The 12,880-nt window shown below is 38.8% G+C and carries 13 protein-coding genes; 5 read left to right on the top strand and 8 right to left on the bottom strand.

Going from position 1 to position 12,880, the window contains the following annotated elements; genetic code table 11:
• Position 1 precedes the first annotated feature (1 nt).
• On the top strand, positions 2-535 hold the full coding sequence (locus DUT70_RS20085) for a hypothetical protein (protein ID WP_128353409.1): 534 nt from the start codon (positions 2-4) through the stop codon (positions 533-535).
• Between the two features lie 34 nt (positions 536-569).
• Positions 570-1,325: a HEAT repeat domain-containing protein gene (locus DUT70_RS20090; protein WP_113649169.1), complete on the top strand. Its 756-nt coding sequence runs from the start codon at positions 570-572 to the stop codon at positions 1,323-1,325.
• A gap of 146 nt (positions 1,326-1,471) precedes the next feature.
• On the opposite strand, the gene trpA is transcribed toward DUT70_RS20090, so the two are convergent.
• The 7 genes from trpA to recR form a co-directional block, all read right to left on the bottom strand.
• Positions 1,472-2,239, bottom strand: coding sequence for a tryptophan synthase subunit alpha (trpA, locus tag DUT70_RS20095; protein WP_113649170.1), 768 nt, complete (start codon positions 2,237-2,239; stop codon positions 1,472-1,474).
• A gap of 91 nt (positions 2,240-2,330) precedes the next feature.
• Positions 2,331-3,512 (bottom strand): tryptophan synthase subunit beta, encoded by a 1,182-nt coding sequence (trpB, locus tag DUT70_RS20100; protein WP_113649171.1) that lies wholly within the window; start codon positions 3,510-3,512, stop codon positions 2,331-2,333.
• Between the two features lie 72 nt (positions 3,513-3,584).
• A complete protein-coding gene (locus DUT70_RS20105) occupies positions 3,585-4,202 on the bottom strand; it encodes a phosphoribosylanthranilate isomerase (RefSeq protein WP_162926688.1) in 618 nt (205 codons plus the stop codon).
• Positions 4,203-4,529: 327 nt separating this feature from the next.
• Complete coding sequence (gene trpD, locus DUT70_RS20110) at positions 4,530-5,519, bottom strand: anthranilate phosphoribosyltransferase (protein WP_113649173.1); 990 nt, start codon at positions 5,517-5,519, stop codon at positions 4,530-4,532.
• Between the two features lie 189 nt (positions 5,520-5,708).
• Complete coding sequence (locus DUT70_RS20115; RefSeq protein WP_113649174.1) at positions 5,709-7,688, bottom strand: ATP-binding protein; 1,980 nt, start codon at positions 7,686-7,688, stop codon at positions 5,709-5,711.
• Complete coding sequence (locus DUT70_RS20120) at positions 7,688-8,503, bottom strand: SDR family oxidoreductase (protein WP_113649175.1); 816 nt, start codon at positions 8,501-8,503, stop codon at positions 7,688-7,690. The genes DUT70_RS20115 and DUT70_RS20120 overlap by 1 nt, the downstream gene beginning before the upstream one ends.
• Before the next feature lie 3 nt (positions 8,504-8,506).
• A complete protein-coding gene (recR, locus tag DUT70_RS20125; RefSeq protein ID WP_113649176.1) occupies positions 8,507-9,124 on the bottom strand; it encodes a recombination mediator RecR in 618 nt (205 codons plus the stop codon).
• 186 nt (positions 9,125-9,310) lie between these two features.
• Here recR and DUT70_RS20130 point away from each other — a divergent pair, with 186 nt between their 5' ends.
• From DUT70_RS20130 to DUT70_RS20140, 3 genes are all read left to right on the top strand, one after another.
• Positions 9,311-10,819, top strand: a complete 1,509-nt coding sequence (locus DUT70_RS20130) for a sodium:solute symporter (protein WP_113649177.1) — start codon at positions 9,311-9,313, stop codon at positions 10,817-10,819.
• Positions 10,820-10,835: 16 nt separating this feature from the next.
• On the top strand, positions 10,836-11,543 hold the full coding sequence (locus tag DUT70_RS20135) for an LOG family protein (protein ID WP_113649178.1): 708 nt from the start codon (positions 10,836-10,838) through the stop codon (positions 11,541-11,543).
• A 201-nt stretch (positions 11,544-11,744) separates the two neighbouring features.
• A complete protein-coding gene (locus tag DUT70_RS20140) occupies positions 11,745-12,239 on the top strand; it encodes a hypothetical protein (RefSeq protein WP_113649179.1) in 495 nt (164 codons plus the stop codon).
• Here DUT70_RS20140 and DUT70_RS20145 read toward each other — a convergent pair.
• On the bottom strand, positions 12,236-12,826 hold the full coding sequence (locus tag DUT70_RS20145) for a DUF502 domain-containing protein (protein ID WP_113649180.1): 591 nt from the start codon (positions 12,824-12,826) through the stop codon (positions 12,236-12,238). The two genes, DUT70_RS20140 and DUT70_RS20145, sit on opposite strands and share 4 nt — an antisense overlap.
• Positions 12,827-12,880 lie beyond the last annotated feature (54 nt).

Genomic DNA, 12,880 nt, shown 5'->3' on the forward strand with positions numbered 1-12,880 from the left:
TATGAGTGAAAGATCCATCAGCAAACCGCTATTTATTATTATAGCCATTGCTATACCCCTATTGATTGCTTCTGTCGGCGTGTTTTTTGCTTTCAAATCCGTATTAAAAAACATGCAAACGTCCCTTAAAAACAATCATCATATCAGCTTTACTGTTTTTGCAAACAGCTTTAAAGACAAGGAAAAGTTTAAAGAGATAATGATTGATTTTTATTCCATGGCAAACATGGCCGAAGATATCTTCCCTTTGGATACGACTTTAAAGGGAAGAGAAAAAGCATTGTCGGACGTTAAAGACATTGGCGTTTATTACTGGAACAGAAACATCGAAATTATTGACAGTTTAAATAAATTAACGCATAGCAAAAGTGTACAGCCCAAAATAGTCGTTTACAAAACTTATAGCACCTTAAACAAGGAATACTACACCTTAATTTATAAGGCTTTAGCCGAAGGTAGCACCAAGTATGATACTGAGCTTAAAGCTTACGAAACGAAAATCAGCAAACTATCGAAGGAAATCTACATTAAATAGCCGATTGCATAATTTTTAACATAAATAAAGTGACATGGCGTTTTATGATTTAGCGAAACAAGAGCGAGATGTATTGGTGAAACAAATTCAAGAGGTTATCTTAAAAGAGATTACCGCAGTAAACCATCTCCCTATTCTTCCCTATTTTTCCGATGAGGACACTTACATTAGAAAAACGGCTTACCTCGCGATTGGAAAAATCTACAAAATGCATATTGGGCAATTGCCTAACATCATTAAGCTGTTAAACGAACTCTTCGTTCATGATGATTTTAAGGTAAGACAGACCGTAGTTAATGCTGCTGGCGAAATTGGCAAAAGTGATTTTATGGCTGTTCAATCTTTTTTTGATCAGGGGTTGTTAGACGAACATCATGCTGTGAGAAATGCCGTGATTGGTTCTGTAAAAAAGATGGGCGAAGTAAACCCTACTCCAGTATTAGCGTGGGCCGCAACTTACTTACAACATCCCGATAAAGAAATTAGACGTGAGATTTGCCATGGCATTGAACTTAGGGGTAGAAAACATCCACAGGACATTTTACCCATGTTGAAACAACTACAATTTGACCCAACAAAAAGGGTGAGCAGCACCTTAGTTCATGTGATTGGACAAATTGCCTACAAAAAGGGCTGCTTGGCTACGGTAATTGCCGATCTTAAAACTTGGCAGAACAAGGAATTGGTAGATCAAGCTATTCTAGAAATTATTGATGTTCATGAGCGGTATAAAGATTTCGCCGTTTTGAGTCAACAGGAGGCTATTGATTATATTTCCAAGCATTTTTAAATAGATCCTAGTTACAGGATCTTAATCATCGTTGCAAGGACAGCTTGTCCCGACTTTTCGGAAAAAGCAATCTTAAAGCGATAAAATTCAGTAGCTAGCGATATTTATTAGATTGCCTCGTACCTTGCAATGACAACATATCCAAGCTACTTAAACTGCCCCATAAATTCCTTAATGCTTCCTTTTAGGTTATTTGCATCGATATTTTTCACAAAAGCACTTCCTATAATGGCACCACTTGCATATTGACTTGCGGCTTGGTAAGTTTCCTTATTTGAAATTCCGAAACCAATCACTACTGGGCTTTTTAAGTTCATATCAGCAATGCGCTTAAAGTAAGCTGTTGCACTTTCAGAAACTGCCAAATTACTTCCAGTAGTTGCTGAAGAGGATACCAAATAGATAAAGGCATTGCTCAGCCGATCAATTTTGCGGATGCGCTCTTCTGATGTTTGTGGCGTTACGAGAAAGATATTGCTTAAACCGTATTTTTCAAAAGTTGATTGATACAATTCCTCATATTCATACATCGGCAAGTCAGGAATGATACAGCCATCCACCCCAACTTCTTGACATTTTTGGCAAAAAGCCTCTACACCGTATTGTAAAACTACATTTACGTATCCCATCAGCAAAATAGGAATGTTTACTCTTTGACGTAAATCTTTCAATTGCTCGAATAAAATGGGCAAGGTCATACCGTTATCCAATGCCTGTTTGCTGCTGGCTTGTATAATGGGGCCATCCGCTACGGGATCTGAATAAGGGAAACCTACTTCCAGAAAATCGGCTCCTGCTTTTTCTAATTCCTCGGCAATATCCAAGGTATCGTTCAAATTTGGGTAACCTGCGGTATAATAAATGGAGAGTAAATCTCTTTGTTGTTGCTGAAATAATTGTTGAAGTCTGTTCATTTCTTTAGCTTGACGTCATTGCGAGGAACGAAGCAATCTCTTGGCTTAAAGATTGCCACGTCGCTACGCTTCTCGCAATGACGGACTTTGTTTATAAATTAAAATATTTCATATAAGTTTCCATGTCTTTGTCGCCTCTGCCCGAAAGACAAACTACTACATTATCACCTGCTTTAAATTGCATTTTTTCGAGATAGGCCAAGGCATGAGCACTTTCAATGGCTGGAATAATCCCCTCATATTGGGTTAAAAGCAATCCCGCTTGTAGTGCTTCATCATCAGTAATCGAAGCATAAAGACCACGGCCTGTTTTAAACAAATGTGCATGTTGTGGTCCAATACCTGGATAATCCAATCCTGCCGAAACTGAATGAGGTTCTACCACCTGACCATCGGGCGTTTGCATCAAAATGCTTCTACTCCCGTGCAATACGCCTTCTTTTCCCAAAGTAGTAGTCGCTGCAGAAAAACCGCTGTCTACTCCTTTACCTGCTGCCTCAACCGCAATTAGCTTTACACTTTCATCAGCTATAAAATGGTAGAACATGCCCATTGCATTACTTCCACCACCTACACAAGCCAATACATAATCAGGTAATGATTTTCCAGTTTGCTCTTGTAGCTGCTTTTTGGTTTCGAAAGAGATGATGGACTGAAATTGCGCCACCATGTCTGGATAAGGATGTGGGCCAACCACCGAACCAATGATGTAATGAGTATCCACAGGATTAGCGATCCAATCACGCATGGCTTCGTTGGTGGCATCTTTAAGTGTTTTACTTCCCGAAGTTGCAGCGACTACTTTTGCGCCTAGCATTTTCATACGGGCTACGTTAGGTGCCTGACGTTTGATATCTACCTCGCCCATGTACACCACACACTCCAAACCACGCAGGGCACAAACGGTAGCGGTAGCCACTCCATGTTGTCCTGCACCAGTTTCGGCAATAATTCTTTTTTTCCCAAGCTTTTCGGCCAGTAAAATTTGGCCTATGGTATTGTTAATTTTATGGGCTCCTGTATGGTTCAGGTCTTCTCGTTTTAAGAATATATTTGCGCCGTATTTATCAGACAAACGTTTAGCCAAATAAAGTGGCGATGGCCTTCCTACGTAATCTTTGAGCAAGGCTTTAAATTCCTGCTGAAATTGTTCGTCGTCAATAATGGCTTGGTACTGTTGACGCAGTTCTTCTACGTTCGGATAAAGCATTTCGGGGATGTAAGCTCCACCAAAATCACCATAATATCCCTTTTCGTCTACAAAATAATTCATGTTATCTCTTTTTTGTCACACTGAGCATCGCGAAGTATCTATGAGATTCTTCGTTACTCTCGGAATGACAGTTTATTTTACATTATCAAAAAACTCTTTCAACTGTTCTATATCTTTCAACCCTGGTTCTAGCTCAAATTTACTGTTCACATCTATGGCGTAAAGCCTTGGGTCTTGTATTGTTTTAATTTGTTGTGCATGCTCCAATCCTATTCCTCCACTTAGAAAATAAGGTTGATCCAACTGGTAATCGTCAAGTAATTTCCAATCAAATACTTTACCAGAGCCTCCATGTGCGGGTGTTTGGGTATCAAAAAGGAAATAATCTACTATTGGAGCATAAGGTTCTAATTGTTTAAAATCAAAGTCAGGATGGACACCAAATGCTTTGATGACTTCTATGCCTGCACTTTTTAGTTCCGTACAATAGGCCACACTTTCTGCACCATGTAACTGTACTGCTTTTAACTGGTGCTTGGCTATTTTTATTTTCACTTCTTCGATCTCTTCATTTACGAATACCCCAACGGTTTTGATCTCAGCAGGGACATATTTAATGAGTTCGGCAGATACTTCACTAATGAACCTTGGAGATTTTGGATAGAAGATGAAACCCAAATAATCGGGATGTAAGTTGGCTACCTCAGCAATATTGGCCGCATGTTTCATTCCGCAAACTTTGATTTTCATTTTCATGATTATTTATTTAAACCACCTAAGACACCTTAGAACATTTTAGTTTTAACCATTAAGGAATTAAGAGTATTAAGTTTGGATATCGTCTTAATTTTCTTAACGCTTTATTTTTTTTACCAGCACTTTATTTTCACCATCTTAGGCACCTTAGCGCATTTTAGTTTTAACCATCAAGGAATTAAGAGTATTAAGTTTGGATATCGTCTTAATTTTCTTCATTTTCTTAATGTTTTATTTTTTTACCAGCACTTTATTGTCACCACCTTAGGCACCTTAGCGCATTTTAGACTTAGATGTTCTAAGTTGTTTTAGGTGGTTATACTATCCTGTTATCAAATTTTTAAAGCTTCCCAATGCTCTTTTGCTTAATAGGGATTCTTCTGCTTCGTAGTAGCAATCGGCGAAACTTACATTTTGCTTAATGGTTTGTATGGCTAACGCTGCATTACATAGCACCACATTCGTTTGCGCTTCCGTAGCCTCTCCATTTAGCACTTCCGTAAATATCTTCGCCGATGATTCGATAGTATCTCCGCCTTGTATTTGCGTTTCCTGTAATTCTTCGAAACCTAAATCGGCAATTTTTGTTAAGGCTTCTCCTTTTTTGCTGAAAGTTTTAAAATCGCAGGTCAACGATACTTCATCAAAGCCATCCACAGCGTGTATAATCGTATAATTTTTATCGGTTTGTTGATACAAATAGGCATAAATACGGGCCAGTTCTAAACTAAACACCCCTACAATCTGATTTTTCGGCTTTGCTGGATTACACATTGGCCCTAGCATGTTAAAAAAGGTTTTCACACCCAATTCCCTACGGATAGGTGCTACGGTTTTCATTGCTGGATTGAACAATGGGGCATGGATAAAACAGATACCCGCCTTTTCTAAACTACGTTTTAATTCACTTTCATCGTTGGTAAAATGATAGCCTAAATACTCCATTACGTTGCTGGATCCACAGCCAGAAGAAACGCCATAGTTACCATGCTTAGCTACTTTATGACCCGCTCCTGCTACTACAAACGACGCCAAAGTAGAAATATTGAAAGTATCCTTGCCATCGCCACCCGTACCGCAAAGGTCTACCAGTTCAAAGTCGGAGAAATCAACTTTCAGGCACAAGTCCAACATGGCATCGCGGAAGCCTTGCAATTCTTCTACTGTAATATTACGCATACAATAGGCCGTAATAAATGCCGCAATTTGAGCATGATTAAATTCGCCCATAGCAATAGAGGTCAGTATTTTTTGAGCCTCGGCACTGCTAAAAGTCTTGTTTTCAAAAAGGTGGTTAAGTATTTTCTTCATGGTTATCAACAAAAAAAGGTTGCCTTATCAGCAACCTTCTAAAATATTCTTATTAAAAAAATAAACGTACAAAAGGTCACATCACGCTATTGCGTTATGCCACCACCAAATTGTATTTACGTTTACTTGTCTCATTCTGTAGGCAAATATGTAATTGTTTTTCTTTAAATGCAAAAACGATTTCACTTTTTATGTAATATTTTTAAAAAAACCCTTCATGGTGAAAGAAAAAGTAGTGCCTTTTCCTATCTGGCTTTGTACTTCGAGCTTACCAGCGTTAGCCAATACAAATTCTCGACAAATGATGAGTCCTAAACTGGTTCCTTCTTCTGCCGATGTGCCTTTGGTTCCTGTTGCAGAGAGTTCAAAAAGCTTCTCAATTCTGGATTGACTAATGCCTACCCCATTGTCCATCACCTCGAACTTAATGGTATGCTTGTCTATGGCTTTCGCTTTTAAAGCAACCTGCCCACCTCTTTCGGTGAATTTAATGGCATTGGCCAATAGGTTTCTGACCACAAAATCAAAATGGTCGGCATCTGCTTTAAGCACTACCCCTTCTTGTATATCAACATCCAAGGTAATCCCTTTTTCTGCTGCCGACTCTTGTAATAAGCCCAAGTTACGATAGACATTAACCACAGGATTAAATTCAGAAATGTTCAATCGAACACCCTTAATTTGCATTTGCCCCCATTTAAGCAACTTATCCAATATCTCTAAACTGCTGTCGCAATGGGCTACTAGCTTCCCTACCATCTTTTCCTGCATATCTTGGTCCAATTCCTTATCGGAAATTAGTTTAAGAATGCTAATGGTAGATACCAATGGCGAACGAATATCATGGGCTATAATGGAGAAAAACTTATCCTTGATCTCATTACTTTCTTCCAGCTCTTTATTGGCTTTGGTCAGTAATTTATTCAAATGTCTAGAACGAAAATAGTTGCCTAAGGTAACAATGAGTACTAAAAATATGGCAATGGCTACATAAAGATAGATGTTTTTAATCATCTTCTGCTCCTTGGTTTGCGCTGTGAGCTCGCTGAGCTGAGCTTTGGATTTCTCCAACTCATAAGCATTCTCTAAGCTCGAAACCTGTTTCATCATATCAGTATAAAATACCTGCTCGGCCAAACTGTTCCGCTGCTCGCGATAATAAAGTGCCTTGGCTAAATTCCCTTTTGCTTTATATAAATCGCCAATATTATCCAATGCCGCAATTTGCTGTCGGTACATTTTATGTTTTTCAGCAATTTTTAAAGCCTGAGAAAGATAAAAGAGTGCACTATCTGGTTGATTTTTAACATACACTTGAGAAAGTTCAATCAAGGTTGACTGCTCCCTAAGCACATTTTTAATTTCCCTAGTAAAGGCCAGTGCTTCTTTATAGATGCTGATGGCCTGATTACGCTTGCCACTTTTGTAATAAGCCGTACCCAACTGCACCAATAAACTAATCCTTAAACCATTAAAATCTGGTCGATTGCTTTTAGAAAGGCCTTTATTTAAATAGGCAATCGCCTTGTCGTACTCTCCTATTTTGGTGTACACATTGCCATAGTTAATGTACATGTTTAGCGAGAGGTTAGATAACGGAATTTGACGATCAATTTCTTCGGCCATGCGTAAATTACTCAAGGCATTTTCATACTCTCCTAAGGCATAATAAGCCTCTGCAAATACGACCCTTCCTTCCAGCATTCCTAACTTATGACCGTTTTTTTCGCTGATATTAAGAGCATCCATAAAATAGGCCAAGGCTTTATCGTAGTTCCCTTTACGCTTTTCGACCACACCCAACCTCACTAAAGTAGCGGCCAAGCCAATATCATCACCCGCATCCCTATAAATGGTTTCGGCTTCCAAATATTTTTCCCGAGAATCCTTATACCTCGTGGCATTGTCGTCAATCATGCCGTATTGGTTAAGCAAGGCTGCTTTGCCCAACAGGTCGCCCTGTGCTTCAGCCACTTTAAGGCCTTGTTTTACAAAATAAAGTGCCGAATCTGGGTTAAGGTATCTGTAATATTTAACGATTTGGATGTAATCCTTGCTATTATTTAGGGCGTGAGAAGGCCGCTGGGCAAAAGCTCCCGAGATGAAGAGGTGATTTAACAAAAATCCTAACAAGACAAAAATGAGCGTTTTTTGCTTGTGACGCGTCATTATTTAATCAGGGGATTTTTTTCTTTAGTGAAAAGTTCAAATACTTTTTTATCGGCAAATGCCGGAAACAACTTATTGACCCAAACGGCAAGTTTACCTTGTCTTGTCATGATCAAGGTACGTTTCTTTTGTTCAATACCATCGCAAATGCGCTGTGCCACTTCTTCGGCAGTCATCATTTTTCCTTCTTCCATACTGGTTTCCCCATGGGCAGTTCCGTCTTGCGATAAAGCAGCCACACGGATATTGGAAGTGGTAAATCCTGGACAAGCCACCATTACATGTACGCCCGTTTTCAGTAACTCGGTACGTAATGATTCCATAAAACCGTTCATGGCAAATTTAGAAGACGAATACCCAGTACGTCCAGGTAAACCTCTATAACCCGCAATAGAAGATACGGCTACGATACTTCCAGTGGTTTTTAAAATCTCTGGCAAGGCATATTTAGTGCAATAAACGGTGCCCCAAAAGTTCACATCCATCAAATTTTTAAGTACCGAAAGGTCTAAATCTTTAAATAAAGCTCGCATGGATAAACCTGCATTGTTAATGAGCACATCCAGCTTGCCAAATGTGAGGATGGTTTGTTTAACCAATGCTTCGCAATCTCCTTCCTTGCTCACATCGGCCTGTACAGCCAAAGCTTTAACGCCGTATGCTTTCTCCAGCTCTGCGGTAATTTCGCAAAGGGTTACATATTGGCGTGCGGCAAGTACAATATTAGCACCCCGCTTTGCCATTTCCTGTGCCAGTGCTTTTCCAATACCAGAAGATGCGCCAGTGATGACTACCGTTTTATCTTTTAAACTCATAAATTACTTGATTAGGGTGTTTTCATAAGGTACACGAGTAGCAATAGAGCGACCAAGTGTCACCTCGTCTGCATATTCAAGCTCGCCACCGAAGGCTATTCCTCTAGCAATAGTAGTAATGGGGATATTAAAATCTTTCAATTTTTTATGTAGATAGAACAATGTGGTATCCCCTTCCATATTAGCGCTTAAAGCTAAGATAATTTCTTTTACCTCGGAGGTTTTTACCCGTTCTACTAAATCTTCAATGGTTAAATCCGAAGGGCCAATACCATCCATGGGCGAAATCAATCCTCCTAAAACGTGATATACGCCAAAATATTGATTGGTATTTTCAATGGCCATCACGTCTCTAGCATCCTCAACCACACAAATCACTTCTTTTTCTCTTTTTGGTGCCGAACAGATATTACAAATGTCGTAATCAGAAATGTTATGACAAACCCTGCAATTTTTGATTTCGTTCTTGAGTTTGATCAAGGTGTTTCCAAATTGGGCTACTTCAGCCTGTTCTTTTCCTAAAAGATGCAAAACCAAGCGTAATGCCGTTTTTTGGCCAATACCTGGTAACTTACCAAACTCATTCACTGCATCTTCGAGTAACTTGGAAGAAAAATTCATACTGCAAATTTATTAGTTATTTACCACAGATGCACAGATTATTTGATCTCTTATGAGATTTAATCATCTACTTTAATGAGATAAACTTCAACTCCATTTTATTTTTACTAACTTTTGCTGTTTTTAAAAACCATGTTGCAAGTTTTAGCAAGTTTTTGCTACTTTTAGCAACAAATCAGATTATATATGAGTCCAACATTACTACTGTGCTTCTTAGTAGGCTACTTTGGCGTCTTAATCGCAATTGCATTTGCGACGTCGAAAAATTCATCCGACAACTCGACCTTCTTTTTGGCAAACAAAAACTCTAAATGGTATTTGGTTGCGTTTGGGATGATTGGAACGGCATTATCGGGGGTGACTTTTATTTCGGTACCAGGTGAAGTTGGTGCTCCAGCAGGTAATCAATTCCAATATTTCCAGTTTGTTCTAGGAAATGCGGTCGGGTTTATCATTATTGCAACGGTATTATTGCCCTTGTACTACAGGATGAATTTAACATCCATTTATAGTTATATAGAACAACGATTAGGTTATTATAGCTACAAAACAGCCGCTTTTATTTTCTTGGTGAGCAGAACCCTTGGCTCGGCCACAAGATTGTACTTGGTAGTGATTGTATTGCAACGTTTCATATTCGACACTTACGGCGTTCCTTTTTGGGTAACGGTACTGATTTCATTAGGTTTAATTTGGTCGTACACCTTTAAAGGCGGTTTAAAGACCATCATTATTACGGATACCTTGCAAACGTTTTTCTTGGTATTATCTGTTTTCCTTACCATTTATTTTATCTGCGATAGCTTAAGTCTAAGCATCCCACAAGCCTTTGAAACCATCAAAAGCAGCAGTTACTCTAAAATCTTTTTCTTTGAAGATTTCTTAACCAGCAAGTTTTATTTCAGCAAACAGTTTATTGGTGGCGTTTTTGTAACCATTGCCATGACGGGTCTTGATCAAGATTTGATGCAGAAAAACCTGAGCATGAAAACCATTGGGGAGGCACAAAAAAACATGTTTACCTTCACTGGTATCTTTGTGGTACTGAACATTTTCTTTTTAAGTGTTGGTGCTTTGCTTTATATTTTCGCTACTAAAAATGGTATTGAAATTCCTTTGGATCATATCACTGGCAAACCAAGAACGGATCTTTTGTTTCCTGAAATTGCATTGAACCATTTAACCACTATTCCTGCTATTGTGTTTATGCTGGGTTTAACAGCAGCTACTTTTGCCACTACCGATAGTGCTTTAACTGCTTTAACGACCTCTTTCTGTGTAGACTTTTTGGGCATGAACAAAAAAGAAAATGCAGAAAAGAAAGATGCGGTGAAGAAAAGACACATTGTACACGTTGTTTTTTCGCTATTGATGTTTTTCGTGATCATCATCATCAATTCCCTAAATAGTTCATCGGTAGTGAGCTTAATTTTCTTGATTGCTTCGTACACTTATGGACCGTTATTAGGTTTATATTCCTTTGGACTATTTGTAAAGTCACGTGGTTTGCACGACAAATTAGTTCCTTTGGTGTGTATCGTCTCTCCTATCCTTTGCTATTTATTGGCTACTAATACAGAGAAACTATTGGACGGCTATGTTTTTAGCGTAGAACTTATTTTAATCAATGGATTTATTACTTTTATGGGACTATTGCTGATCAGCAAAAAAACAGATCAGCAAACTAGATTTTAAAACCCAAGTAAAAAGTATGAATAGTGAAGAGAAGATAAGAAGTGCATTTGCCAACAAAGACTGGCAAGAAATTAAAGTAACTGATAGCTGGCAGATTTTTAAAATCATGGCCGAATTTGTAGATGGTTTTGAGAAGTTATCGAAGATTGGGCCATGTGTAAGTATTTTCGGTTCGGCTAGAACTGCAGAAACCAATCCCTATTACCAAATAGCCGTTGAATGTGGCCGTTTGCTTACCGAACGTGGCTACGGCGTAATTACTGGCGGTGGACCAGGTATTATGGAAGCTGGAAATAAAGGCGCCCATATGAATGGTGGTAAATCTGTAGGTTTAAATATTGATTTACCTTTTGAGCAGTTCCACAATAAATATATTGAGCCTAGCCGTTTGCTAGAATTTGATTACTTTTTTATCAGAAAGGTAATGTTCATGAAATACTCGCAAGGCTTTATTGTATTGCCTGGCGGTATGGGAACCATGGATGAACTTTTTGAAGCCTTAACCTTAATCCAAACAGGTAAAATTGCTCGTTTCCCTATTGTATTGGTAGGCTCTGCTTACTGGGGCGGATTGGTTGATTGGCTAAAAAACACCATGTTGGAGAAAGAACATAACATTCATGCAGAGGATTTGAACTTATTCAGATTGGTGGATACGGCCGAAGAAGCTGCTGAACATATCTTTAGGTTCTACGACAAATATGTATTGAAACCAAACTTCTAGGTGATCAAAAACCTGAAATTGAAAAGCCTTATAGAACGACAAATTCTATAAGGCTTTTTTATGTGGTCAGGATTCTCTAAAAATTGTTACAATCCAAACAAGTAATCGCTTCGTATGTTGTGTAAATTTGTTTTTTGGCCTTCAATTGCAGGTATTTTGTAACGCAAGGTTGGATAAACCATCTAAGATGAAAAAGCTATCATGGAAAAAACAGTAACATGGACAAAGGGCGTATTTGATAGTTCTTATCAAATCTTCTGCAACGGACAAATTTGCGGCAATCTCATTTTTAACACCTGGAACAACCATGCGGTAGGCATTATGTCGCAAACCAACTATCAATTTAAATGTAAAGGTTTTACAGACACTACGGTAACCATATATGGCGATAACCATGTGGAGCTGGGCAACATTAAAATGAATGTATGGCAAATGCGTGCCATCATTAACTTACCTGGGCAAATTCCCTTATCATGGAATTACAGTAATGGTTGGTTGAGCCAATGGACCATTAGTAATCATCAAGAAACACAAATCCACTATAAAGCATCTTCGGGTTCGGGCATGGTAGCAGGACAAAACCTAGACGATGAACTGGCCTTACTTGTTGGGCTTTACATCCGCGAATTCTTTTCTCGTTTGCTAGTGGCTTTTATTTCTTTGGTTGCTATCCTGGTGATCCTTAGGGATATTTAAAGGTGGGTAACTCCGCCACTTACCACCAGTTTCATGGCATCGGCCGCACTCATGTTTAAAGGTTTTATTTTTTCCTTTTTAACGATGTAGATCTGCCCTGCAAAAGAATATGAAAATGGAAAGTAAACAATGGCCTCATCAAGCATATCTAGTTTACTCAAATCGTTTTGCGTAAGGAAACCAATACGTTTCATATCTCCTTCGGTTTCTACCAATACGGGATGATTGAACTTTTTCTCATCTCCCACAAAAGCTTCTGTTAAATCCTTAATGGAGGTATAGATGAAGTTGAATAGTGGCAATTTGTTTAGCCAGCGCTGAAACCAATTGTACATGGGTTCGGTCACGAAATAGGTCACGAAAATACCTGCACCGAGAATAATCAAGATGACCAGCGCCAAACCCAGCCCAGGAATATTCCTACTCTCCCCAGTGGTTGGGTTAACCCCAAAAATACTGTTGATATTCACCCAACTGTCTACCGTGGTTACCGCCCATACTACAATAAAAATGCTTAGGGCAATGGGCACCACAATTAACAATCCTCTAATCAGGTAGTTCAATAAGGCTTTTCCAATTCTATTCATAGCGCAAAACTAGGCAATTTTGAACAGTTTTCAGTTGGCAATTCTCAGTTAACC

This window comes from Pedobacter chitinilyticus, from assembly GCF_003313385.1.
In the GTDB taxonomy this organism is placed as follows: domain Bacteria; phylum Bacteroidota; class Bacteroidia; order Sphingobacteriales; family Sphingobacteriaceae; genus Pedobacter; species Pedobacter chitinilyticus.